21 protein-coding genes are annotated in these 25,048 nt (G+C 69.0%); 15 read left to right on the top strand and 6 right to left on the bottom strand.

All coding sequences use genetic code 11. The features are described 5' to 3' along the window. The first annotated feature begins 5 nt into the window (after positions 1-5). The 7 genes from lnt (at position 6) to gloA (ending at position 7,460) form a co-directional block, all read left to right on the top strand. On the top strand, positions 6-1,592 hold the full coding sequence (lnt, locus tag CDO44_RS17580) for an apolipoprotein N-acyltransferase (protein WP_144389548.1): 1,587 nt from the start codon (positions 6-8) through the stop codon (positions 1,590-1,592). A 112-nt stretch (positions 1,593-1,704) separates the two neighbouring features. Next, positions 1,705-2,604 carry a glycine--tRNA ligase subunit alpha gene (gene glyQ, locus CDO44_RS17585; RefSeq protein ID WP_087781579.1) on the top strand — a complete coding sequence of 300 codons (900 nt, stop codon included), beginning with the start codon at positions 1,705-1,707 and terminating at the stop codon, positions 2,602-2,604. Continuing rightward, positions 2,605-4,737, top strand: coding sequence for a glycine--tRNA ligase subunit beta (gene glyS, locus CDO44_RS17590; protein ID WP_087781580.1), 2,133 nt, complete (start codon positions 2,605-2,607; stop codon positions 4,735-4,737). It begins immediately after the preceding gene. 1 nt (position 4,738) lies between these two features. Beyond that, the gene (gene gmhB / locus CDO44_RS17595) at positions 4,739-5,314 is read left to right on the top strand and encodes a D-glycero-beta-D-manno-heptose 1,7-bisphosphate 7-phosphatase (protein ID WP_087781581.1); all 576 of its coding nucleotides are present in this window, start codon (positions 4,739-4,741) and stop codon (positions 5,312-5,314) included. After that, on the top strand, positions 5,314-6,057 hold the full coding sequence (locus CDO44_RS17600) for a 1-acyl-sn-glycerol-3-phosphate acyltransferase (RefSeq protein WP_087781582.1): 744 nt from the start codon (positions 5,314-5,316) through the stop codon (positions 6,055-6,057). Before gmhB ends, CDO44_RS17600 begins: the two co-directional genes overlap by 1 nt. Positions 6,058-6,101: 44 nt before the next feature. After that, on the top strand, positions 6,102-7,016 hold the full coding sequence (locus CDO44_RS17605; RefSeq protein WP_087781583.1) for a M48 family metallopeptidase: 915 nt from the start codon (positions 6,102-6,104) through the stop codon (positions 7,014-7,016). Positions 7,017-7,064: 48 nt separating this feature from the next. Continuing rightward, positions 7,065-7,460 carry a lactoylglutathione lyase gene (gene gloA, locus CDO44_RS17610; protein WP_087781584.1) on the top strand — a complete coding sequence of 132 codons (396 nt, stop codon included), beginning with the start codon at positions 7,065-7,067 and terminating at the stop codon, positions 7,458-7,460. 11 nt (positions 7,461-7,471) lie between these two features. Here gloA and CDO44_RS17615 read toward each other — a convergent pair whose 3' ends face one another. Beyond that, the gene (locus CDO44_RS17615) at positions 7,472-8,629 is read right to left on the bottom strand and encodes an FAD-dependent oxidoreductase (protein WP_087781585.1); all 1,158 of its coding nucleotides are present in this window, start codon (positions 8,627-8,629) and stop codon (positions 7,472-7,474) included. 130 nt (positions 8,630-8,759) lie between these two features. On the opposite strand from CDO44_RS17615, the gene CDO44_RS17620 reads away from it, so the two are divergent. Continuing rightward, positions 8,760-9,701, top strand: a complete 942-nt coding sequence (locus CDO44_RS17620; protein WP_087781586.1) for an AraC family transcriptional regulator — start codon at positions 8,760-8,762, stop codon at positions 9,699-9,701. Between the two features lie 76 nt (positions 9,702-9,777). Further along, positions 9,778-11,007 (top strand): nucleoside recognition domain-containing protein, encoded by a 1,230-nt coding sequence (locus CDO44_RS17625; protein WP_087781587.1) that lies wholly within the window; start codon positions 9,778-9,780, stop codon positions 11,005-11,007. 9 nt (positions 11,008-11,016) lie between these two features. Here the strand turns inward: CDO44_RS17625 and CDO44_RS17630 are convergent, their stop codons facing one another. Further along, the gene (locus CDO44_RS17630) at positions 11,017-11,925 is read right to left on the bottom strand and encodes a LysR substrate-binding domain-containing protein (protein ID WP_087781588.1); all 909 of its coding nucleotides are present in this window, start codon (positions 11,923-11,925) and stop codon (positions 11,017-11,019) included. A gap of 108 nt (positions 11,926-12,033) precedes the next feature. Here CDO44_RS17630 and CDO44_RS17635 point away from each other — a divergent pair, with 108 nt between their 5' ends. Beyond that, entirely contained in the window at positions 12,034-12,894 is an 861-nt protein-coding gene (locus tag CDO44_RS17635) for a polysaccharide deacetylase family protein (RefSeq protein ID WP_087781589.1), read from the top strand. A 56-nt stretch (positions 12,895-12,950) separates the two neighbouring features. Then, complete coding sequence (locus CDO44_RS17640) at positions 12,951-13,919, top strand: tripartite tricarboxylate transporter substrate binding protein (RefSeq protein WP_087781590.1); 969 nt, start codon at positions 12,951-12,953, stop codon at positions 13,917-13,919. A gap of 357 nt (positions 13,920-14,276) precedes the next feature. Here the strand turns inward: CDO44_RS17640 and rsmA are convergent, their stop codons facing one another. From rsmA to CDO44_RS17660, 4 genes are all read right to left on the bottom strand, one after another. Continuing rightward, complete coding sequence (rsmA, locus tag CDO44_RS17645; RefSeq protein ID WP_087781591.1) at positions 14,277-15,059, bottom strand: 16S rRNA (adenine(1518)-N(6)/adenine(1519)-N(6))-dimethyltransferase RsmA; 783 nt, start codon at positions 15,057-15,059, stop codon at positions 14,277-14,279. Beyond that, on the bottom strand, positions 15,056-16,057 hold the full coding sequence (gene pdxA, locus CDO44_RS17650) for a 4-hydroxythreonine-4-phosphate dehydrogenase PdxA (RefSeq protein WP_087781592.1): 1,002 nt from the start codon (positions 16,055-16,057) through the stop codon (positions 15,056-15,058). Before pdxA ends, rsmA begins: the two co-directional genes overlap by 4 nt. Positions 16,058-16,330: 273 nt before the next feature. Beyond that, on the bottom strand, positions 16,331-17,818 hold the full coding sequence (locus CDO44_RS17655) for a peptidylprolyl isomerase (protein ID WP_158213326.1): 1,488 nt from the start codon (positions 17,816-17,818) through the stop codon (positions 16,331-16,333). Positions 17,819-17,841: 23 nt separating this feature from the next. Next, complete coding sequence (locus CDO44_RS17660) at positions 17,842-20,118, bottom strand: LPS-assembly protein LptD (RefSeq protein WP_087781594.1); 2,277 nt, start codon at positions 20,116-20,118, stop codon at positions 17,842-17,844. Between the two features lie 166 nt (positions 20,119-20,284). On the opposite strand from CDO44_RS17660, the gene CDO44_RS17665 reads away from it, so the two are divergent. The 4 genes from CDO44_RS17665 to CDO44_RS17680 all read left to right on the top strand — a co-directional run bounded on the left by CDO44_RS17665 (position 20,285) and on the right by CDO44_RS17680 (position 24,785). Then, entirely contained in the window at positions 20,285-21,364 is a 1,080-nt protein-coding gene (locus CDO44_RS17665; RefSeq protein WP_087781595.1) for an aminoglycoside phosphotransferase family protein, read from the top strand. Next, entirely contained in the window at positions 21,364-22,041 is a 678-nt protein-coding gene (gene murU, locus CDO44_RS17670) for an N-acetylmuramate alpha-1-phosphate uridylyltransferase MurU (protein WP_087781596.1), read from the top strand. Before CDO44_RS17665 ends, murU begins: the two co-directional genes overlap by 1 nt. A gap of 31 nt (positions 22,042-22,072) precedes the next feature. Continuing rightward, the gene (locus CDO44_RS17675) at positions 22,073-23,419 is read left to right on the top strand and encodes an aminopeptidase P N-terminal domain-containing protein (protein WP_087781597.1); all 1,347 of its coding nucleotides are present in this window, start codon (positions 22,073-22,075) and stop codon (positions 23,417-23,419) included. A 193-nt stretch (positions 23,420-23,612) separates the two neighbouring features. Further along, complete coding sequence (locus CDO44_RS17680) at positions 23,613-24,785, top strand: UbiH/UbiF/VisC/COQ6 family ubiquinone biosynthesis hydroxylase (RefSeq protein WP_087781598.1); 1,173 nt, start codon at positions 23,613-23,615, stop codon at positions 24,783-24,785. The last annotated feature ends 263 nt before the right edge of the window (positions 24,786-25,048 follow it).

Genomic DNA, 25,048 nt, shown 5'->3' on the forward strand with positions numbered 1-25,048 from the left:
TCGGCATGCTGCACGGGCTGGCCTTCGCGCCGGCCCCGTTCCCTGCGTGGTTCCTGCCGCTGCTCCAGCTGTCGACCTTCGGCGCGATGAGCTGGCTGGTCTGGCGCGCCGCGACGCTCAAGCGGGCCATCTGGATCGGCGCGGCCTTCGGCGCCGGCACGTTCGCGGTCGGCGTCTCGTGGATCTACATCAGCCTGCACGTCTACGCCTACATGGCGGCGCCGCTGGCGGCGCTGGGCGTGGGCCTGCTGGCCGCCTACCTGTCGCTGTACCCGGCGCTCGCCACCGGCCTGGCGTGGTGGCTCGCTCAGCGGCCGGCGGGCGATGCCGGGCCGGGACGCACCGCCTCGGCCCTCGTTTGCATACCGGCCCTGGCCGCGGCCTGGACCGGCTCGGAATGGCTGCGCGGCGTCCTGTTCACCGGCTTTCCCTGGCTCAACGTCGGCTATGCCCACGTCGACGGGCCCCTGCACGGCTGGGCGCCGCTGCTGGGCGTCTACGGCGTCGCATTCGCGTCGACGCTGGCGGCGGCGGGACTGGCCTGGATCGTGGCCGCGGCTTGCCGCCGGGGCGAAGCCGGCGTAGCCCTGCGTACCGGCTGGCCGGCCCTGGCCGCCGCCGTCGCGGCGCTGGCGGTCGGCCTGGCCGGCGCGGCCTGGTCCTGGGTGCGCCCCTACGGCCCCGCGCTGGACGTGCGGCTCGTGCAAGCCAACATCCCGCTGTCCGACAAGTTCGACCCGGCCCAGATCTGGCAGGGCATGGACCTGCACCGCGATCTGGCCGAACGGCCGCGCGCCGACGGCCGGCCGGTGACGCTCACGGTGCTGCCCGAGACCGCCGTCCCGGTCTTCCAGGACCAGCTCAGTGCCGAGGCCTGGAAAGAATGGGTGGACAGCGCCGCCGTGCGCGGCGGGACGTTCGCGCTGGGTGTCGCCATGCGCGACATCCGCGCCGACCGCGACTACTACTACAACAGTGTCATCACGCTCGACGGCCAGACCGCGCCGGAACGGCTGGTCAGCGGACACGTCGACCGCCGCTACGACAAGCGCCACCTGGTCCCGTTCGGCGAGTTCGTCCCGCCGGGATTCCGCTGGTTCGTGGACGAGATGGTCATGCCGCTGGGCGATTTCGACCGCGGACAGCCGCGGCAGAAGCCGTTCGACATCGGCGGGCAGCATATCGCCATGAACATCTGCTACGAGGACGTGTTCGGCGAAGAGCTCCTGCCGGCCGTGCGCCCCGGCGCCTCGGACCCCGGGGCGACCATCCTCGCCAACGTCAGCAACCTCGCCTGGTTCGGCAATTCCCTGGCGCTGCCTCAGCACTTGCAGATGTCGCGCATGCGCGTACGGGAAACCGGCCGGCCCATGCTGCGGGCAACCAATACCGGAATGACGGCCGTGGTCGACGCCCAGGCGCGCGTGGTGGGTGAGCTGGCGCCCCATACCGCGGGCGTGCTGGACGCCACCGTGCAGGGTACGACGGGCCTGACGCTCTATGCCCGCACCGGCAACGCCCCCATCCTGGTCCTCGTCGCGGCGCTGCTGGCCGCGCTGGCATGGGTGCGGCTGGCTCGCCGCCAAAAGTGATCCCGTCCGGGCCGGGCGGGCCCGATGCCGGCGCGCATTTCATCCGGGCCAGTTAAAATCCGGGGTTTGGCCGTGCCGATGGCCGCATCGCGGCCGCATTGATTCCAACACCATGCTGACATTTCAACAGATCATTCTCCGACTCCAGGAATACTGGAGCCAGCAAGGTTGCGCCCTGCTGCAGCCCTACGACATGGAAGTCGGTGCCGGCACGTCGCACACCGCCACGTTCCTGCGTGCCCTGGGTCCCGAACCCTGGCGCGCGGCCTACGTCCAGCCCTCGCGCCGTCCCAAGGACGGCCGCTACGGCGAGAACCCCAACCGCCTGCAGCACTACTACCAGTACCAGGTAGTGCTCAAGCCCTCGCCTCCCGACATCCTCGACCTCTACATCGGCTCGCTCAAGGCGCTCGGCATCGACCCGAAGGAGCACGACATCCGCTTCGTCGAGGACGACTGGGAGAACCCCACGCTGGGCGCCTGGGGCCTGGGCTGGGAAGTCTGGCTCAACGGCATGGAGGTGACGCAGTTCACCTACTTCCAGCAGGTGGGCGGCATCGATTGCAAGCCCATCATGGGCGAAATCACCTACGGGCTGGAGCGCCTGGCCATGTACCTTCAGGGCGTGGAGAGCGTCTACGACCTGGTCTGGACCGAGGCGCCGGATGGCACGCGCGTCACCTACGGCGACGTCTACCACCAGAACGAGGTCGAGCAGTCCACCTACAATTTCGAGCACTCGTCGGCCGAGACCCTGTTCCGCCACTTCAACGACTACGAGGCCCAGGCCAAGCGGCTGGTGGAAGTGCCGCTGGCGCTGCCGGCCTATGAAATGGTCCTGAAGGCCGCGCATACCTTCAACCTGCTGGATGCCCGCGGCGCCATCAGCGTCACCGAGCGCGCCGCCTACATCGGCCGCATCCGCAACCTGTCGCGCGCCATCGCGCAGGCGTACTACGACTCACGAGAACGACTGGGCTTTCCCATGCTTGCACGCAAGGAGGCCGCGTAAATGCCGGCCGCTCAACCCCTCCTGCTGGAACTGTTCACCGAGGAACTCCCGCCCAAGGCCTTGAACCGCCTGGGACAGGCCTTCGCCGACGGCATCGCCGCCGGGCTGCAGGGCCGCGGACTGGTGGCCGAAGGCAATACGGTCACCGCCTATGCCACGCCCCGGCGGCTGGCCGTGCGCCTGTCGGCCGTGTTGCCGCAGGCCGCCGATACCGAATTCTCCGAAAAGCTGATGCCGGTCTCCGTGGGCCTGACGGCCGACGGGCAGGCCACGCCCGCCTTGCTGAAGAAACTGGCCGCCAAGGGCCTGGAGACGATCGACATATCCGGCCTTGCGCGCGAATCGGACGGCAAGAACGAGCAGCTCGTCTACCACGGCATCGCCAAGGGCGCCGCGCTCGCCGCGGCCTTGCAGACGGTGCTGGAAGACACGCTCGGCAAGCTGCCCATTCCCAAGGTGATGAGCTACCAGCTGGCCGACGGCGCGACTACTGTCCGCTTCGTCCGGCCGGCGCATGGCCTGGTCGCCCTGCACGGGGACGCGGTGGTCGACGTGACGGCGCTGGGCCTGCGCGCCGGCCGCGTCACGCGCGGCCATCGCTTCCAGTCCGAAGGGCCGATCGAGCTCGCCTCGGCCGACGTCTACGAAGACCGCCTGCATGACCAGGGGCGGGTCATCGCGTCGTTCGCGCAGCGCCGCGCCGCCATCGAGCGGCAACTGCGCGACCAGGCCAGCCGGCTGCACGCCTCGCTGGGCGATGAAGCCGACGTGGCTTCCCTGCTCGACGAAGTCTGTGCCCTGGTCGAATATCCCACGGTCTACGTGGGCGAGTTCGAATCGGAGTTCCTGGCCGTGCCGCAGGAATGCCTGATCCTGACCATGCGGCTGAACCAGAAGTATTTCCCGCTGTTCGATGCCGCCACGGGCAAGCTGACCCACCGCTTCCTCATCGTCAGCAACATGGCCCTGGCCAATCCTTCCAACATCGTCGAAGGCAACCAGCGCGTGGTGCGGCCGCGCCTGGCCGACGCGCGCTTCTTCTTCGAAACCGACAAGAAGGTGCCGCTGGCGGGCCGCGTGGAACAGCTCGGCACCGTCGTCTATCACAACAAGCTGGGCACCCAGCTCGAGCGCTCGCAGCGGGTGCGCGCGCTGGCGCGCTGGGTGGCCGAAGCCATAGGCGCGGACCCCGGCCGCGCGGACCGCGCGGCCCTGCTGGCCAAGGCCGACCTGGTAACCGGCATGGTGGGCGAGTTTCCCGAGCTGCAGGGCATCATGGGCGCCTACTATGCCGCCGCCGACGGCGAAACGCCGGACGTGGTGGAAGCCATCCGGCAGCAGTACCGCATCCGCCTGGAGCAGCCCGTCACCGACGACACCGCCACCATGGCCGCGCTGTTCCTCGCCGAACGCGCGGAAACGCTGCTGGGCATCTGGAGCATCGGCCTCGTGCCCACCGGCGACAAGGATCCGTACGGCCTGCGCCGCGCCGCGCTGGGCCTGATCAGCGCGTTCGAACAACTCGACGCCGGCGGGCGGCTGCCGGCGGACGGCTCGGGCCTGACGCTGGACGGCCTGCTCGCCCGTGCGGCCTCGACCTTCGCGACGCCGCCCACGGCGGCGCAGATCGACGAGGTGCGCGCCTTCATTTTCGAACGCTACCGCAACCAGCTGGCCGGCCAATTCGATCGCGCCGCGGTCGACGCGGTAGTCGCCGTCGCGCCGCCGCTGGCCCAGGTGCCGGCGCGGGTACGCGCCGTGGTCGCCTTCTCGGCGCTGCCCGAGGCCGCGGCGCTGGCGGCCGCCAACAAGCGCATCGGCAACCTGCTCAAGAAGGTGGAGGGCGAACCCGGCCCCGTGAACGAGGCGCTGCTGGCCGAACCGGCCGAACAGGCGCTGGCGCAGACGCTGCGCACGCTGCGGCCGCAGGCCGAAGGCAAGTTCGCGCTAGGCGATTTCGCCGGCGCGCTGACGGTGCTGTCGCAGGCGCGCGGCCCGGTCGACGCCTTCTTCGCCGACGTCATGGTCATGGCCGAGGATCCGGCAACGCGGGCCAACCGCCTGGCGCTGCTGGCCGAACTGCACCGCGTGATGAACCACGTGGCGGACCTCTCGCGTTTAGCGACCGCTTGACATGCCCACCACCCCTGCCCGCCCCAAGCTGGTGATCCTGGATCGCGATGGCGTCATCAATCAGGACAGCCCCGATTTCATCAAGTCGCCGGACGAATGGATACCGCTGCCGGGCGCGCTCGAGGCCATCGCCCGCATCAACCAGGCGGGGTATCGGGTCGTCGTGGCGAGCAACCAATCGGGGCTTGGGCGCGGCCTGTTCGACGCGGCCACGCTCAACGCCATCCATGCCAAGCTGAAAGCCCAGCTGGCCAAGGCGGGCGGCGCCATCGACGCCATCTTCGTCTGCCCGCACGCGCCCGACGCGGGCTGCGATTGCCGCAAGCCGCTGCCTGGCCTCTACCGCGAGATTGCACGGCGCTTCGAACTCGACCTGCAAGGCGTGCCGTCGGTGGGGGATTCGGCGCGCGACCTCGAGGCCGCCGCGGCGGCGGGTTGCACCCCATGGCTGGTTCTGACCGGCAACGGCCCCAAGACGCTGGCCAAGGGTAAGCTGCCGCCCGGCACCGTCGTCTGGAAGGATCTCAGCGCGGTCGCCGACGCGCTCGAGGCGGCCGCCCAGCCCGAGGAACATTGATGCGCTGGCTACGATCGCTGCTGTTCTCGATCTTCTTCATCGGCACCATGGTGCCCTACGCCATCGCCTGCGTCATCTGGCTGCCACTGCCGCTGCACTGGCGCTATCGGCTCACGGTAGGCTGGCCGCGCCTGGCGGTCTGGGGCGCGCGCTGGATCGTCGGCATACGCTGGCGCATCAAGGGCTGGGAAAACCTGCCGGACCATCCCGCGATCGTTCTCGCCAAGCATCAATCGACCTGGGAAACCCTGTTCCTCGCGGGCTGGCTCCCGCACGAGATCTGCTATGTCTACAAGCGCGAACTGAACTGGATTCCCTTCTTCGGCTGGGGTCTGGCGGGGCTGCGCATGATCGCGATCGACCGCAAGAAAGGCAGCGGCGCTTTCGAACAGGTCGTGGCGCAGGGCCGCGAGCGGCTCGCTGCCGGGCGCTGGCTCGTCATGTTCCCCGAAGGCACCCGCATCGCCCCCGGCAAGAAGGGCAAGTACAAGAGCGGCGGCGCGCGCCTGGCGGTACGCACCGGCGCCTGGGTCGTCCCCATTGCCCACAACGCGGGCGAATGCTGGCCGCGCAGGACGTTCGTAAAACGCCCCGGGATGGTTACCATATCGATCGGACCGGCCATCGACCCCCAAGGCCTGACGGCCGACGAGATCAACCGCCGCGTCGAAGACTGGATCGAAAGCGAAATGCGCCAGCTCAACCCCGAACGCTATCCCGAAACCCGGGGCGCCGCGGGCTAAGGGCCCGTGCAAGGCTCCTTTCAGCGTGAACAGACCCTAACGCCATGGCCAGACGCCCCGCTTCCGCACCCGCCGATCTGTCGGCCTCGCGGCGTGAGGCCGATCTCGCCTCGGCGCAGCTCGACCTCTTCGCCGATCCACCCCATGCGGCCGTCGAACCGCCTCCCAGCCGGCCCCTGGCGCCGCAGCCGCCCGCGATCCAGTTGCCGCCTGGCGCGCGCTGGCGCGAGGTGATGGCCGAGGGACAATTGATACGCTTCGTCCTGCAACGCTCGCGCCGGCGGACCATAGGTTTTCTGATCGGCGATGACGGCCTGCGCGTGACCGCGCCGCGCTGGGTAGGACTGGCCGAGATCGATGCCGCCGTCCGTGAAAAGGCCCGCTGGATACTCGCCAAGCTGCACGAATGGCACCAGCGCAAGGAACGCCTCGCGCTCAACCAGACCCGGTGGGAAGACGGCGGGGAACTGCCCTATCTTGGCCGGCGCATCGTGATGCGCCTCGATGCCCAGCGCGATACCGCGCTGGCGTGCGCCGACCCCGACGCACCCGTAGACGGCGACGTGCTCTGGCTGGGCCTGCCGCCCGACGCCACCGCGGCGCGCATACGCGATACCGTCCAGGCCTGGCTGCAAGGCCGCGCGCGCCACTTGTTCGACGCGCGCCTGCGCGACTTCCTTGCCCGCACGGGCCTGTCGATCAAGCGCTGGAGACTATCGTCGGCCGCCACCCGCTGGGGCTCGTGCACCAGCGAAGGCAACATCCTGCTCAACTGGCGGCTGATCCATTTCCCGCTCGACATCATCGACTACGTCATCGCGCACGAGCTGGCGCACCTGCGCGAGATGAACCACGGTCCCGGCTTCTGGGCCGAAGTGGGGCAACTGCTGCCCGGCTTCGAAAGCGCGCGCGAAGTATTGCGGCGGCACGATCCGGCCAGCCTTCCGCAGTTCGACTAGCAGCCTGTATACACTTGGTCCTTCCAACCCCTATACGCGAGGCAATCCATGCGACTACTCCACACCATGCTCCGGGTCGGCGACATGCAGCGCTCGATCGATTTCTACACCAAGGTCCTCGGCATGCGGCTGCTGCGCAGCAAGGATTATCCCGACGGCAAGTTCACGCTCGCCTTCGTAGGCTATGAGGATGAAAAGGACGGCGCCGTCATCGAGCTCACGCACAACTGGGGCGTGGACAAGTACGACCTCGGCACAGGCTACGGCCACATTGCGGTCGAGGTCGACGACGCCTATGCGGCCTGTGACCGCGTCCGCGAACTGGGCGGCAAGGTCACGCGCGAGGCCGGCCCGATGAAGCACGGCAGCACCGTCATCGCCTTCGTCGAGGATCCCGACGGCTACAAGATCGAGTTCATCCAGGCCAATAGCCGCAAGGACTGAAACCGCGGGGCCTACCGCAGGCGTTCCAGGGCGGCGAAGAACGCGTCGACCTTGCCCTGCCCGTCGCGCCGCAACTCGAGATTGCGGCGCGCGCAGTCTTCGGCCTCCTCCAGCGCGCCTGCCTGTCCTACTTGCCGGGACACGTCCTGCACCAGCTTGCACATGGGATGGCGGCGCGCGGCGAACTTCCGCAGCGCCTCCTCCAGCGGATGCGGTTCCGCGAGCACCTCGGCCAGCACTACCGCGTCCTCCAGCGCCATTGCGCCCCCCTGGCCCATGAAAGGCGTGGAGGCGTGCACGGCATCGCCGATCAGCACGACGCGGCCCGCATGCCAGGGCAGGGGCGCGATGACTTCCTCGACGCCGGTATAGAGAACTTCGCTGCCAGGCCCGAGCTGGTGGAGGAAGGGCGCGGCCGGGCCGCCGAATTGGCCGAACCGCTCCCGCATCAGCGCCGGCCAGTCGGCCGGCGCGTACCAGCAATCCTGCGGCTCGAGCATGACGCCGAACATGTAGAGCTTCTCCTCGCTGATCGGCATGATGCCCAGGCGCTTGCCCACGCCCATCATCATGATCTTCGCATCGAGGCCCCGCGGACGATCGTGCACGCTGCGCCAGACGCCGAAACCGGAATAGGCCGGCGCGATGTGCGCGAACGCCTCGGCCCGGACTTGCGAACGAATGCCGTCGGCGCCGATCACGAGATCGAACGCGTCTTCCGACCCGTCGGACAGCGCAACGCGCGGCGGCGCGCCTCCGCCGGCGGGCGGCATGCGGATCACGGTCGTTCCCAGTTTGAGCGCGATGCCGAGTTCATCGATACGGCTCGCCAGGATGCGATGCAGCTCGGCACGCTTGATGCCGAGAATGGCCGGCAGGCCCTCCAGCGACGGATAGACGGTCTCGACGATGAATGAGCCGTCCTGGTCGAAATAGCGGTTGCGGCCACCGGGCACGGCGAATCCGGCCTCGAGAATCGGCGGCAGCACGCCGATGGCGTGCAGCGCGCGCAGGCCGTTGCTGTAGATGAAAAGCCCCGAGCTCAGGAATTTCCAGGCCCGCTGCTTTTCCACCATGGTGACGCGCACGCCTTGCTGCGCGAGCGCGATCGCGGCGGAACAGCCGGCGATGCCGGCGCCCACGATCAGGGCGTGGTCGATTCGAGGCATGATAATCTCCGTGTCGATGCCCGTAGTGTCGGCGCCGGCGGCTTGCGCCTCAACCCTCGGAACGCCGGATCGGGGAACCGACCGTCCGGAAATCCGGTGCAGCGCCCACAAAGCACTCCAGCCACCCTCCATGCACGCACGTCCCAGCGACCTCCTCAGCCGCCTGCTGGCCCATTGGCGCTCCGACCGGGCGGTCACCGCCCGCTTCTCGCTGTCCGCCCCTTGGGCGCTGCGCTCGGCCGGCGTCGAGGGAGCGCTGATCCGGATGTGCGCCGGCGCGCCCTACTGGCTCGCGGTAGGCGCCGAAGCCGCGATACCGCTCGAAGCCGGCGACATCGCCATGCTGCCCCACGGCGATGCCCACACCATTTCGTCCGCGCCCGGACTGCCGGCGCAGCCCTTCCAGCCCTTGATCGCCGCGCACCAGGTGGGCGCGCACGGCGACCAGCCCATCGTATTCGCGCACGGCGGCGATGGCCCGGCCACCGAGATGTTCTCGCTCCACCTGTGGCTGCCCGACGGCCCCGGGGCGCTGGCCCATGCCCTGCCCAGCCTGATCGTCATTCGCCAGCGGGAAGCGCCGATGACCGGCGCGCTGGCGCAGGCGATGGAATCCCTGGTCAACCAGAGCCTGGAGCAGCCGCCGGGATGGCAGCTCGCCACGGCGCGCATGGCCGACCTTCTGCTGGTCCACATCCTGGGGGAGTACCTGCGCACGCCGGCCGAGCGGCGCGCGGGCATGCTGCGAGGCATGCAGGACCGGAGTATCGCCCGCGCCATGCTGCGCATCCACGAGCATCCCGAACAGCCCTGGACCGTCGCCACCCTGGCGGCCGAGAGCCACCTCTCGCGCACGGTCTTCAGCGAACGGTTCCACCGTTTGGTGGGCATGACGCCCATGCAATACCTGTCGTCCTACCGCATGGCCATCGCCGCGGAAAAGCTCAAGAACCCCGGCTCGAACCTGGACGAGGTCGCCCAGTCCGTCGGCTATGAATCAGGCAAGGCCTTTTCGCGGGCATTTCGCCGCTGGAACGGCATGACGGCGGCGCAATACGCTCGCCGCGGCTGACTGCGGCAAGCGAGTCGCTACAATCAGCGGGTCTGCCGGGCCCCGGCTTCTCCTGAACGGACCGCGTTCCCCTCGCATGCTGAACAAACTCTGGCTGGGCTTTTTCGTCGTCGCGGCAATCGCCGCCCTCGCCCGCTGGGGAATCGGCCACGATCCTGCGGTTTTCCAGGCCATGGTGGCCGCGCTGTTCGCGATGGCCAAGCTGTCGGTGGAAATCATGGTGCTGCTGTTCGGCACCATCGCGCTCTGGCTGGGCTTCCTGAAGATCGCCGAACAGGCGGGGCTGGTCGATGCGCTGGCCCGGCTCCTGGGACCGCTGTTCGCGCGGCTCATGCCGGAGGTGCCACGCGGCCACCCGGCGATCGGCCTGATTACGCTGAACTTCGCCGCCAACGTGCTGGGCCTGGACAACGCCGCCACGCCCATCGGGCTGCGGGCGATGAAGTCGCTGCAGACCCTCAATCCCAGCACCACCACGGCCAGCAATGCCCAGATTTTCTTCCTGGTGCTGAACGCGTCGTCGCTGACGCTGATCCCGGTGACGATTTTCATGTACCGAGCGCAACAGGGCGCGGCCGACCCGACGCTGGTCTTCCTGCCCATCCTGCTGGCCACCAGCGCCTCCACGCTGGCCGGCTTCCTGTGCGTGGCGGCAATGCAGCGCCTGCGGGTCTGGGACCCTGTCGTGCTGGCCTGGATCGTCGGGACCGCTCTCATCCTGGGCGGCTTCATGGCCTTCCTCTCCACCCTGTCGGTGGCGGCGCTGGGCGCGCTGTCCTCGCTGCTGGGCAACCTGACCTTGTTCGCGCTGATCCTGCTGTTCCTGATTGCCGGCGCCATCAGGAAGGTGCCCGTCTATGAAAGCTTCATCGAAGGCGCGAAAGAAGGCTTCGACGTCGCCAAGGGACTGCTGCCCTACCTGGTCGCCATGCTGTGCGCGATAGGCGTGCTGCGCGCATCCGGCGCGCTGGATTTCGTGCTCGACGGCCTGCGCGCCGCCATCCATTGGCTGGGCTTCGACACGCGTTTCGTGGACGCGCTGCCCACCGCGCTGGTCAAGCCCTTCTCGGGCAGCGCGGCGCGCGCGCTGATGATCGAATCCATGCAAACCTATGGCGTGGACAGCTTCCCCGCCCTGCTGTCGGCCACCATCCAAGGCAGCACCGAGACCACCTTCTACGTGCTGGCGGTCTATTTCGGCGCGGTGGGCATACAGCGTACCCGGCACGCCGTCGGCTGCGCGCTGCTGGCCGACCTCGCGGGCGTGCTGGCCGCCATCGGCGTGTGCTACTGGTTCTTCGGATAACGGCCGGCGTCAGACCGGCTGCGCGCCCTTGCTGCGCGCAAAGTCGCGCAATGAATCGAGCATGAGCGCATGCATGTGCGCCGCCGCGGGCGACAGAGAACGCCCGGCGCTGCGCAGCACGCCCACGCGGCGTTCGATGCGCGGCGCCGTGAGGGGAATAAAGGCCAGGTCGTGCTCGGGCGCGGGCTGGGCCAGGGCCGGCAGCACGGTAATGCCCAGGCCGGCCTTGACCGCGGCGATCAGCGAGGTGCGGTTCTTGATCACCATGTGAGGCCGGTCGAGCAGTGTACCCAGGCGATGCTCGCGCAGCGCATGGAAGGTCGTGTTCTCGATGAGGGGCTCGCCCCGCAGGAGGCGCCACGGCACCGAGCGATGCTGCCGGGCCAGGGGATGCCCGCGGGCGCACACCACGCCGAAGGTATCGCGCGCCACCGGCGTGCAGTCCAGCCCGGCGATCTCGCCCGTCAGGCCGGCGATGCCGAGCTGCGCCTCGCCGCTGGCCACCAGGGGCCCGACTTGCGGCGAGGACACGTCCGCGATGCGAAGGCTCACGCCCGGATACGAAGCGGCAAAGCGCCTCAGCATCAGCGGCAGCCACTCCTCCGCCAGCGAGGGCATGACAGCCAGAGCGATGGATCCCTGTTCGCCCGCTGCGAGCAACGACACCTCGTTCTGCACGCGGTCGTGGAGCGCGAGCAATTCCTGCAGCAGCGGAAGCACGGCCTCGCCTAGTGGCGTCAGGCGCGCCTGGTGTCCGTGCTCGAACAGGCTGGCGCCGACCTGGGCTTCCAGGTTCTGCATGGCGAGCGTCACCGCCGCCTGGGTGCGGTGGGTTTCCTCCGCCGCCGCGCGCAGGCTTTGCCGGGAAGCGGCAATGACGAACTGCCTGAGCTGGGGAATCTTGAACGCGTCGCGCATGGGAGGAATCATCCGAACAAAAACAGCATGACTTAATTTTAATTAATAAAATTAAAATTGTTAAAACTCTTCCCAAGGCGGATAGTGGCGGGGACTCAAGGAGACCCCATGCCCCACCAAGCATCACTCTGGCCGGACGGCGCCCGCATCGTGGTGGCGCTCACCTTTCTGATCGAGAGCTGGTCGGAAGGCAAGGCGCCGCCATATTCACCCATGACAAGTCCGCCCAAGCCCGGCGCCAAGGATCTGGCCGGTATCACCTGGTCGGAATACGGCGCGCGGGCCGGCGCGTATCGCCTCATGCGACTGGCCCGCGACCGCGGCCTGCCGGCCACGTTCTGCGTCAACGCCCGCGTAGCCGAACTGTTCCCCGAGGTCATTCACGCCATCGTCGGCAATGGTTTCGAACTGGCGGGCCACAACTACGCGCAGGACGAAGTCCTGCCGGGATTGAGCGAGGCCGAGGAGCGCGCACTGATCCGCAAGAGCCTGGACATACTGCACCGGACCTCGGGCGTGCGGCCCTGCGGCTGGCTGAGCTCCACCATCGCGACCACCGAACGCACCGCCGACCTGCTGGCCGAAGAAGGCATGCTCTGGCACGGCGACTACAACTACCTGGACCTGCCCTGCCGGATCGAGACCAGGCACGGCAGCATGGTGGCCATCCCGCACAGCGACTTCGCCGACAACCGGGTCCTGCGCGCCGCGCCGCGCGACTTCTTCCAGTGCTATCGCGACACCTTCGACTTCCTTTATCGCAAGGAACCCAACGCGTTCATCAACATCACGGTGCACGGACACTTCGGCGGCCGCCCGCTGATCAGCGCCATGCTGGACGAAATCCTCGGCTATATCGCGGCGCATCCGGGCGTCTGGTTTCCCCGCCACGATGAACTGGCCCGCTGGGTCGACGAACGGCGCATCGACTTCATTCCCTATGCCGAACGCTTTCCGCCAAGCGCCTGAGAGCGCCGCCGCGGCGGTCCGCGCAGCGGCCGCCGCCTCGATCACGAGGAGACATCATGAAATACTTGAAAGGGGCGCTGGCTGCCCTGTGCCTGGTGCCGCTGATGGCGGCCGCCCAACCCTTCCCCAATCGCCCAGTGCGATTGGTGGTCCCGTTCGCGGTAGGCGGCGCGGCCGATACCGTTGCCCGCGCCGTCGCGCAGAAGCTCACCGAAACGCTGGGGCAGAGCTTCATCGTCGACAATCGCGCCGGGGCCAACAGCATGATCGGTTCGGAACTGGTGGCGCGCGCCGAGCCGGACGGTTATACGCTGCTGATGCAGCTGGGACCGCCCCATAACACCCTGCCTTTCTTCTCGCGCAACGTCCCTTACGACCCGGTCAAGGACTTCACGCCGGTGGCGATCATCGGCACGGCGCCGCAGGCCATGGTGGTCAACGCAGCGCTGCCCGTGCGCGACCTGAAGGAATTCCTGGCCTACGCCAAGGCGCATCCGGGCAAGCTGTCGTATGGAACCTCGGGTGTGGGATCTTCCCAGCAGCTGGGCGGAGAGTTGCTCAAGGCCGCGACCGGCATCGACATGACCCACGTTCCCTACAAGGGCGGATCGTTGGCTCTCAACGACGTGGTCGGCGGGCAGGTGCAAGTCGGAATCCTGGTGCTCTCGAACGTCCTGCCTCATGTGAAATCCGGCAGGCTGCGCCTGCTCGGCGTCCTGCAAGCCGAACGGGCCAAGGCCGCCCCCGAGGTGCCCACCCTGGCGCAGGCGGGCATCCCGGGATTCGCGGTGCCGGACACCTGGGTCGGACTACTGGGCCCCGCCGGCATGCCTGCCGCCGTGGTCGACCGGCTGCGCGCCGGCATCGACAAGGCGCTGGCTTCGCCCGAGCTGCAGGCCCGGCTGGAAACGGCCGGTTTCGAAGTGGAGGCGCATCCCTCGCCCGGGAAGTTCGCCCGCCTGCTGGCGGGCAGCGTGGACACCTATCGCGACATCGTCGCCAAGGCGGGCATCCAGCCCGAGTGAAATGGGGTGAAAGCGTCGGGCGGCTTGTTGAGTTCTTAAATCGGTCTTGTCCGATGCGCGGGGGCCGGGCGGGCGGTGGAGCGCATTCGGAGCCGCCGGAGTTGGCGCGGTCGGCGGGGAAGCAAGGGCGTGCATGTTTGAGCGCGGTAGTAGGAACAGCCCGGGGGGCTGTTCCCGCGCGAGTTCTCGCCCGCCCCGCCGACCGCGCCAATTCCGGGAAGTCCCGCGTAGCGGGACCGGCTTCGCTGCGCTCCACCGCCCGCCCGGCCCCCGCGCATCGGACAAGACCTGCACCGTTTGGCACCGCCCCACCGACCAAGGACGGTTCAAGAACTCAACCAGCGATTGAACGCCCGCTCAGCCGACGACACCCGCCTCGTGCAGAACGTCGGCCAAGGCAATGAACTGCACCACCGACAATTCCTCGGCGCGCGCCGTCTCCTTGATGCCCAGGGCCTCCCAGGGCACCAGCGCCGCCCAGTCGCCCAACCCGCGGCGCAGCATCTTGCGGCGCTGCGCAAACGCCTTGGCCACGGTAGCCGATAAAGCCTCGTCGCTGCGCGCCCGCGGCCGGTCGGGCGGCAACGGGATCATGCGCACCACCGCCGACACGACGCGCGGCGGAGGATCGAAGGCCTCGGGCGGCACGTCGAACAGCTTCTCCATGTCGTAGCGCGATTGCAGCATGACCGAGAGGCGCCCGTAGTCGGCATCGCCCGGGCGCGCCACCATGCGGTCGATCACTTCCCGCTGCAGCATGAAATGCTGGTCTCGCACCTGGTCCGCATAGGCCATCAGGTGAAAGAGCAGCGGGCTGGATATGTTGTACGGCAGGTTGCCCACCACCCTGAGGGACGGGCCGAATTGCGCGAAATCCACCGTCAGCGCGTCGGCCTCGGTCACCTGGAGGCGCTCCGGCGGATACTGGCCGCGAAGGCGCGCCGCGAGATCGCGGTCGATCTCGACCACTTTCAGGCTGTCGAGCCGTTCCAGCAACGGACGGGTGAGCGCCGACAAGCCCGGGCCGATCTCCACCACGTTGTCGGCGGGACGCGGGTTCACCGCGCGCACGATGGATTCGGTAATGCTGTCGTCGACCAGGAAGTGCTGGCCAAAGCGCTTGCGCGCCTGATGCTTCATGCGGGGACTCCGGCGCCGGGGCCCGTATGGCCGCCGGCGCGTATCATCTGGATGGCGGTCACGATGGCTTCCTGCAGACTGCCAGGATCGGCCTTGCCCGTGCCCGCCAGGTCGAGGGCGGTGCCGTGGTCCACCGAGGTGCGCACATAGGGCAGGCCGAGCGTGATGTTGACGCCGTGCCCGAAGCTCGCGTGCTTGAGCACGGGCAATCCCTGGTCATGGAACATGGCCAGCGCAGCATCGAACTGCGCGACGTGCGAAGGCACGAAGAGCGTATCGGCGGGCAGCGGCCCCCGGGCGTCGATGCCGGCGGCCCGGGCCCGGGCGACAGCCGGCGCGATGACGTCGATTTCTTCCCGCCCCAGATGGCCTCCCTCGCCCGCGTGCGGATTCAGGCCGCACACGGCGATGCGCGGCTGCGCCAGCCCGAAGCGCCGGCGCAGGTCGGCATCGAGGATGGACAGGACCCGGTCGAGCGTCTCGGCGGTAATGGCGTCCGGAACGGCGCGCAGCGGCAAGTGCGTGGTGGCCAGCGCCACGCGCAGGCCGCCGCCGGCCAGCATCATGACGACCTTGTCCACGCCCGCGTGCTCCTGCAGGTATTCGGTGTGGCCGGAAAACGCGACGCCGGCATCGTTGATCACGCCCTTGTGCACCGGCGCCGTAACGATGGCCTGCGCCCGGCCTTCCGCCACCATGCCAATGGCCGCATCCAGCGTATCGAGCACATAGCGCGCATTGGCGACGGCCAGCCGCCCCGGCTCGGACGCGGCTCGCAGCGGAACGTGGTGCACGGCCACGCCAGCCAGCGCGGACAGGTCCACGCCGCCGCGCCGGGCAAGCAAGTCGCGGTCGCCGACGAGGACGAGCTCGGCATCCGCCGGCACGTCGCCCCGCCCCCGCGCCCCGGCAAACCAGGCGGCGGCAGCGGCCGACAGCTCGGGCCCTATCCCGGCGGGCTCGCCCGTGGTCAACACCAGTGTGCGTCGTTGGCTCATTTCAATTCCAATTGAGGGAAGCCCACCCCCTTGCGGCCTCCGGCCGCTCCCCCTCAAGGGGGCGGCGCTGGCGGACCGGCAAAGCCGGATCCGCGGCGCCCAGGGTCTAGTGCGAATTTCTCAGGCCGCTACACCGTTGCTGCCGCTGGCAGCCAGCGAAGCACAGGTGCCCCCCCCCAAGATAACGGCCCTAGACCCAGGATGCGGTGGATCCGGCTCCGCCGGTCCACCCGCATCGCCCCCTGGGGGGCGCGCGTCAGCGCGTAGGGGGGGTCACCTATCCAGACGGATTTCAACGTAGGCTTTGTCGCGCAGCTCGCGCGCCCAGTCCTCGTAGGCCTGGTCCAGCTTGCGCTGGAACAGCGTCTGGCGTGCTTCCGAGCGTTGCCGTTCGCGTCCGACGTCTTGCGTGCGGCGTTCGATGACCTGGATCAGGTGCCACCCGAACGGGGACTGCACCGGTTCGCTCACCTGCCCGGGCTGCAGCGCATCCATGGCGCGCTCGAATTCGGGTACGGTTTCCTGCGGCGAGAGCCAGCCCAGGTCGCCGCCCTGCGGGGCCGACGCGTCGTTGGAATACTGGCGCGCCATGTCGGCGAAGCTGGAGCCGCCCTGCACGATCCGCTGCCGGATGTTGACCAGGCGGTCGCGCGCCTGCTCGGCGGTCAGGACTGCGGTGGTGCGGATCAGGATGTGGCGGGCATGGGTCTGCTGCACCGGCATCGCGGCGGCGCCGGCACCGCCGCTGGCGGTCTTGCGGTCGACCAGCTTGATGATGTGGAAACCGTTGCCGCTCTGGACGATCTCGCTGATGCCGCCCGGGCTCAACTGCGCCACGGCGTCGACGAACATCGACGGCCAGCGGTCGGACGGCCGGGTGCCGAGATCGCCGCCGCGCAGCGCTTCCTCGCCGTCGGACGAGGCGGCCGCGAGGCGAGCGAAATCGGCGCCGCCCCGGGCCTGACCGAGCAGGTCCTCGGCCTTGCGGCGCAGGCGCGCCACCATGTCGGAGGAGCTGCCTTCCGGCACCCGCACCAGGATCTGGGACAAGGTCAGTTCGGCCGGCGCCGCCTCGTGCTGTTCGGCCAGGTAGGCGTCGATCTCGGGTTCGGAAATCTGGATCTGGCTGTCGACCGCCCGCTCGCGCAGGCGCAGCAACGTGACCTCCTGGCGCAGGTCTTCCCGATACACCGAGAACGGCAGGCCGTCGCGCTCGATCTGGTCGCGCATCTGCGACACCGAGACGTTGTTCTGCTCGGCGATGCGGCTGATGGCGCGATCGAGCTGCATGTCGTCGATGCGGATGCCGCTCTGCGCCGCTTCCTGCAGCTGCGTTTTCTCGACGATCATCCGTTCGAGCACCTGCCGCTCCAAGGTCTTCTGGTCGGGCGGCGTGATCTGCTGGCGCGCCAGGGTCGCCACGGCGGCCTGAACGCGCGTGTCGAGTTCGCGGCGCGTGATGACATCGGTATTGACCACGGCGACGATGGCATCTCCCAATTGGATGCGCGAGCCCGAGCTTGCACGGGGCGCGGCCGGCGCCGGCGCCGCGGGAGCGGTCATTGCCGGAGCGGTCATTGCCGGAGCGGTGGGCGCCGGCGCTGGCGCCATGGGCGCGGGAGCGGGCGACGCTTGCGGCGCGGTCAAGGAGGGCCCGCCGCCGCCGAGCTCGCCGGGCAGGCGCAGACCCTGCGCGGCCGCCGGCCCGCTGGCCAGCGCGGCCAGGCAGCAAAGGGCGACGCCGCGCGTCGCTTTCGTCATACTGGGCAATACCTTGGAAACCATCATTCGTACCTTTCGAACACCGTCCCTTTCTCAGGCGGCGGGTTGATTACCTGATAACCCGGGATGCTACGGCGCAGCGTGGTCATCGGACTGGCCCCGATGCCGCCGAATCCGGTCAGCTCGAGCTGGAAGAACATCGCGGTCGTGGCATTGTTCTTGGCCACCGCGTAGCGCTGGCCGACCAGACGGAAGGCCCAGCAGCATCCGCCGTTATATTCGATGCCGGCCACCGCTTCCGCGATCCGGTTCTCGAACAGCGAATAGTTGATGCGACCGATGCCGAACCAGCGCGGCGCCAGGGGCCACTGGAAAGCCACGTCGATCAGTTCCTGGCCGGGCACGCTGACGGATTCGCGCTTGTAGCGATAGGCCACCGAAATGGTGCTCAGGCGCTGCGGGCTCCAGCGCGCGCCGATGGTGGACCGGGTCACGCGGTCGATCTTGGGATTGTATTGCACCGTGGTCTCGCCGCTGAGCGTGGACGTCAGCGCGCCGTACACGGACACCAGGAAATCGGAACGGCCGTCGGAGTTCGGCTCCTCGCCGGGCAGCGTAACGCGCTGGTCGCTGAAGTACAGGCGCTGCGCGCCCATGATCCGCGCCCGCTCGATGCCGGTCTTGGGGTCCAGCCAGCGCGTGGTCAGCGCGGCGGTCAGCTGGTTGGCCTCGGCGATCCGGTCCCACCCCGAATAGAGGTTCTCGGAGAAGATCTGCGCGAAGTTGAAATCGGCCAGCGCGGTGTCGTAGATGGGCAGGTTGGACTGGTTGCGGTACGGCACGCGCAGGTAATAGAGGCGCGGCTCGAGTGTCTGCCTGGCCGCCTGCCCCAGCAGCGAGCTGTCGCGCTCGAATATCAGCCCCGTATCCAGCGACATGATGGGCACGGTGCGCGTGGCGTCGTAGGATGCCGCGCCCTGGAAGGAATCGGTGTTGTAGCGGGTGGAGTGGATGCCGATCTTCGGAATGAAAAAGCCGCCCGGCCGGATGATGGGATAGGACACCGACGGATAGGCGTAGGCGCGCGATCCGTTCACCCTGTCATTGCTGCGAAAGCGCGTGGCATCCGCGTCCAGGCGCAGGTCGAAGCCGTTCCAGTCGTAGCGCTGGCCGGTCAGGTGCAACTGCGGCTCGCGGCCGTACGGCGGCACGATGGGCGCGAGCGGATCCTGCAGGGTCTGGTAGCTCACCATGCGTCCGAAAGCGCTCCAGTAGCCCTTCTGCCAGTTCAGCGAGAACGAACGCTCGAGGGTGGCGGTCGAGGCCAGTCCGGTGCCCAGTACCGACAAGTCGCGGAAATACGCGTCGTCCGACGCCTTGGAGACGTTCCAGTTGAAGCCCAGGTTCGGCGTCAGCTGCTGGCGATGCTGCGAGCTGAACAGATAGCGGTCGCGCCCCGAGACGCGGTCGTCCGGCAGGTAGCTCAGGCGCGTTTCACCGCTGAACGAAGGCTCCAGGTAGCGGAACTCGCCCGTCAGCTGCAGGCCGCGGCGCACCATGAATTTGGGCGTGAGCGTGGCGTCGCGGTTGGGCGCGATGTTGAAGTAGTACGGAATGGCGAATTCGGCGCCGCTCTTGCTCGTCAGTCCGAACGTGGGCGAAAGGAAACCCGACTTGCGGTCGTTCGTGATGGGGAACGACATGATCGGCGAGGCCAGGATGGGCACATCCTTGAAATACAGCACCCCGCCGTAGCCCAGCGCCTGGCCGGCGTTGTAGTCGAAATCCACCCGCCTTGCGCGCAACTCCCAATCCGGATCCTCGCACGCGCACCCGGTATAGCGCACGCGGTCGGCACGGATCCGGTTCTGCCCCAGTAGGCGGATCTGCTGGGCCGAGCCGCTGCCGCCATTCACGCCGAAGAAAAAGCGCGCGTCGTTGATCTCGCCCGTGCCGCTGCTCATGTTGAGCTTCAGGCGCGGCCCGGTCAGCAGGTTGCCGTCGCGGATCAGCCGCACGCTGCCAAGCGCCTCGAGCTCGTCCTCGACCTGGTCGTACTCGATGCTGTCGCCTTTCAGGATGGTGTCGCGGCGCCGCACCTGGGCATTGCCTTCGAGCTTGAGCGTGTCCTGGCCTTCGGCCGTCAGCGTGTCGGCCTCCATGAACACGGGCAACTGATCGGGATCATAGGTATGCATGCGCAGGCCGGGCGACAGGCGCAGGCCCGGCCCGGAGACGCCGCCGGCCGCGGCCGGCTGTTCGGGCGAACCTTCTTGCGCATAGGCCAACGGCGCTACCGCGAACGCTGCAAATAGGCTGAACCACCGGATCAATCGCACGGGCCTTCAGGAATGAAAAAAACGGAAAGTCGAAGAATACGCGACCCGGCGGCCGCGCGCGGTAAAAAAAGATAGCGGCCCGCGTCCTTCGGCGGGTGCCGGACTCCCCATGTTCGAGGAGCGGCCTTCGTTCCGGGATCCGATATCGGTCGGTATTATAGGAGGCATGAATGCCACCACCGACCTTGCCGCCGGCCAGTCCGGCGCCGACCCCCGGCTGACCCGGCTCGCCGCCTGGATATCCGGACTTCCCCCCGAACTCGAACTCGACCCCGCTTCCCTGCAGCCGGCCTCGAGCGATGCCAGCTTCCGCCGGTACTTCCGGCTCGGCATGGGCGCCGGCACCGCCGTCGTCATGGACGCCCCGCCGGACAAGGAGGACTGCCGCCCGTTCCTGCACGTGGCCGGCCTCCTGCGCGATGCCGGCGTCCACGTACCGCAGGTGCTGGCCCAGGATCCCGCCCAGGGTTTCCTGCTGTTGTCCGACCTGGGGCGCACCACCTACGTGGACTACCTGCGCGGCCAGCCGACGCCGCACGACACCCACCGCATCTACATGGACGCCCTGGCGTCGCTGGTGAAGTTGCAACAAAGCGCAACCACCGGCCTCGTGCACTATGACAAGGGCCGCCTGGCGACCGAACTCGAGCTCTTCCCCGACTGGTACGCGGCCCGCTACCGCGACCTGCCCCTCGATGCCTCCGACCGCGATGCCCTGAACGCGGTCTTCGACACCCTGATCGACGCCAACCTCGCCCAGCCCTTCGTACTGGTCCACCGCGACTTCCACTCGCCGAACCTGATGGTGACCGACCTGCCCGCGGACGGGCCGAACTATGGCCCCAACCCCGGAGTCATCGATTTCCAGGACGCGGTCGTCGGGCCCATTACCTACGACCTGGCGTCCGTGCTCACCGACGCCCGCACCACCTGGGACGAAGCGCAGCAGCTGGACTGGGGCATCCGCTACTGGGAGATGGCCCGCAAGGCGGGGCTGCCGGTGCCCGGCGACTTTGCCGAGTTCCATCGCGCCTACGAGTGGATGGGGCTGCAGCGCAACCTGCGCATCCTCGGCGTGTTCGCCCGGCTCGCGCACCGCGACGGCAAGCGGCACTACCTGGACCACATGCCGCGCGTCAACACCTACGTGCGGCAGGTGGCCGGACGCTACCTGGCCTTCAAGCCGTTGATGAAACTGCTGGACAAGCTCGACGGACGGCAGGCGGCGACGGGATACACCTTCTGATGCGCGCGATGATTCTCGCGGCCGGGCGCGGCGAGCGCATGCGGCCGCTCACGGACACGGTCCCCAAACCGCTGCTGCAAGCGGGCGGCAAGCCGTTGATCGTCTGGCACATCGAACGCCTGGTGGACGCCGGACTGCGCGACATCGTCGTCAACCACGCCTGGCTGGGCGGCCTGATCGAGCAGGCGCTCGGCGACGGCAGCCGCTGGGGCGCGCGCCTGCGCTACTCGGCCGAGCCGCGGGCGCTGGAAACCGCCGGCGGCATCCGGCAGGCGCTGCCCATGCTGGGCGAGGACCCGTTCCTCGTCGTCAACGGCGACATCTGGACCGACTGGGATCCGGCCGGGGCGCATGCCGCCGCCGAGACGCTCGAACGGGACGACCGGCTGGCCTGGCTGGTGCTGGTGGACAATCCCGAGCATCATCCCGCGGGGGACTTTCGCCTCGACCCCGCCGGCCTGGTGCAGGACGGCGAGCCCCGGCTCACGTTCGCCGGCATAGGCGTCTACCGGCCTCGGCTGTTCGCGGCCCTGCCCCCGGGCGAACCGGCCAGGCTGGCGCCGCTGCTGCGCGCGGCCATGGCCGAGGGCCGTGTCGCCGGCACCCGCCACGCCGGCCGCTGGACCGACGTCGGCACGCCGCAGCGCCTGGCCTGGCTCGACGCGAGCCTACAATAGTCCTCGTCATTCCGCGTACGGATACGCCGCCATGAGCATTCCCGCCCAGGACCTCTCCCCTTTCGCCGCGCGTCGCAAGCGTCTGATGGACATCATGCGGACCCGCGGCGGCGGCATCGCGATCCTGCCCACGGCGCGCGAAGCCGTGCGCAACCGCGACGCCGAATTCCCGTACCGCTTCGACAGCGATTTTTTCTACCTGACCGGTTTTCCGGAACCCGAAGCCTGGGTCGTGCTGGTCGCCGGCCGCGAAGACCGCAGCATCCTGTTCTGCCGCGGCAAGAATCTCGAACGCGAGATCTGGGACGGCTACCGGATCGGCCCCGAAGCGGCCGCCGACCAGTTCGGCTTCGACCAGGCCTTCCCGGTGGAATCGCTGGCCGACGAACTGCCCAAGCTCATCGCCGACCAGCCCGCGCTGTTCGTCCCCCTGGCCGGCGACCGCCTGTTCGACCTGAGCCTGCGCACCTGGCTGGACAAGGTGCGCGCCATGGGCCGCTCCGGCGCCACGGCGCCGGGCTGCGCCCACGACTTGCGCGCCATCCTGGCGGAAATGCGCCTCGTCAAGGATGCCAGCGAGATCGACACCATGCGCCGCGCCGGCGCCATTTCGGCCGGCGCCCACGTACGGGCCATGCGCGCGACGCGGCCGGGCCTGCGCGAATACGAGATCGAGGCCGAACTGCTGCACGAATTCCGCCGCCACGGTTCGCAATCGGTCGCGTACAACTCCATCGTGGCCACCGGCCACAACGCCTGCGTGCTGCACTACCGGGCCGGCGACGCCGAACTGAAAGACGGCGACCTGCTGCTGATCGACGCCGGCTGCGAACTGGACGGCTATGCCTCGGACATCACCCGCACCTTTCCCGTTAACGGCCGCTTCAGCGGCCCACAGCGCGCCCTGTACGACATCGTGCTGGAAGCGCAGAAGGCCGCCACGGCCCACACCCGCCCCGGCGCACGCTGGAACGATGGCCACGAAGCCGCCGTGCGCGTGCTGGCGCAAGGCATGATCGACGAAGGACTGCTGAGCGGCACCCTCGATGGCGTGCTGGAATCCCAGCACTACACCCGCTTCTACATGCACCGCACCGGCCACTGGCTGGGAATGGACGTGCACGACGTCGGCGACTACCGGGAACCAGGCGCGCCGCCGTCCGCCGACGAAACGCGCCCGTGGCGCATGCTGCGCCCCGGCATGGTCCTCACGATCGAACCGGGCATCTACGTCCGTCCGGCGGCCGACGTGCCCGAGCGCTTCTGGGATATCGGCATACGGATCGAGGACGATGCCGTCGTGACCGAGACCGGCTGCGAGCTGATCACCCGGGGCGTGCCCGTCGCCGCGGACGAGATCGAAGCGTTGATGAGTTGACCCCCTGCGCGCTGACGCGCGTCCAGATGGCGCCCTCCCGGCCGCTACGCGGCAGCTCCCCAAGGGCCGGGACCCGCCTTGGGGCGGCCCGGCGGCGGGTCCCGAGGGCTCTACTTGCGGACCGGCGGAGCCGGATCCGCTGTGCCCCGGATGGTGGCGTGGTGCAAGAGCGGGTCGTGCCATAGGTATTTACATGCAAGCGGACATTACTATTTTGGGCGGGGGGCCGGTCGGGGCCACGCTGGCGCTGCTGCTGGCCCGGGCGGCCGCGCGGCCCGAGAACATCGTGCTGTGCCGGCCGCGGCGGCCGTCGGTGGCGCCGGCCACGGCGGCCGACCCGCGCTCGATGGCGCTCAACCATGGCAGCCGGGTCCTGCTGGCCTCGCTCGGCGCCTGGCCCGAGGGCGGCGCCGACATCCTCGACGTCCACGTCTCGCAACGCGGACGCCTGGGCCGCACGCACATTTCCCACGCCGACTTCGGCGTGCCGGCGCTGGGCACGGTGCTGCCGTATGCCGCCATCGTCGAGGCGCTCGATGCCGCGCTGGACCTAAGCGGCATCACCATCCGCGCCGGCGCGCCGGCGGCCATCCTCCGGCACGATGGCGACCGCGCGGTCGTCCGCCAGGACGACGACGAATGGACCAGCACGGTCTGCGTCCACGCCGAAGGGGGCACTTTCGACCACCAGGCTCGCAACGACCTGCACCGCAGCTACCGCCAGCACGCCATACTGGCCATCGTCCGCGCCAGCCGGCCCCGCCCGGGCTGGGCCTGGGAACGCTTCACCGACGAAGGCCCGCTGGCCTTGCTTCCCTACCCCGCCGGCGCGGCCCGCGACACCGGCCGCTATGCCATGGTCTGGTGCTGCCGCCCCGAGCACGCCGAACGGCTGGCATCCCTGGACGACGCCAGCTTCGCCCAGGCGCTCGGCCGTGCCTTCGGCGCCCGCCTGGGCGACTTCGCCGCGGCCGGGCCGCGCCACCGCTACCCGCTCGGCATCAACCTGCGCCGCAAGGTGGTCGACGGCACCCGCGTCGCCATCGGCAACGCAGCCCAGACCCTGCACCCGGTCGCGGGCCAGGGCATGAACCTCGGCCTGCGCGACGCCGCCGGCCTTGCGGAAGCTCTCGCCCCCCTGCTGCGCAATCCCGCCACCCCCGCCGCCCCCCTGCTCGCCGCCTACGCCCGCGCCCGGGCCGCAGACCGCTGGGTCACCAGCGGCCTGACCGACTTCATGCCCCGCATCTTCGCCACCGGCCTCGCACCGATCGAACACGCCTGCGGCCTCGCCCTGCTCGGGCTGGACCTGTCGCGCACGGTGCGGGGGCCGCTCGCGCGGCAATTGATGGAAGGCTTGCGCTAGTAGATTGCCCCCTACGGGCTGACGCGCGCCCGGCATGGTGGCCCCCAGCCGCGACGCGGCAGCCCCCCAAAAGGGGCCGGGCCCGGGCCTTGGGGCGGCGCGGCAGGCCCGCCGCCCGCGGCCCTCCGCACCTTGCGGCGCCCCGGAAAGCCAACTCTCTCGCGTAACAACTCTCCCCCCCCGACAGCGGTACAATCCCCGCCTTCCTCAGACATTTTTGCCCACGCGCGCCGCTTCCTCCATGATCGAGGCAGACGGCGCAT

This window comes from Pigmentiphaga sp. NML080357 (assembly GCF_002188465.1).
Lineage (GTDB): Bacteria > Pseudomonadota > Gammaproteobacteria > Burkholderiales > Burkholderiaceae_B > Pigmentiphaga.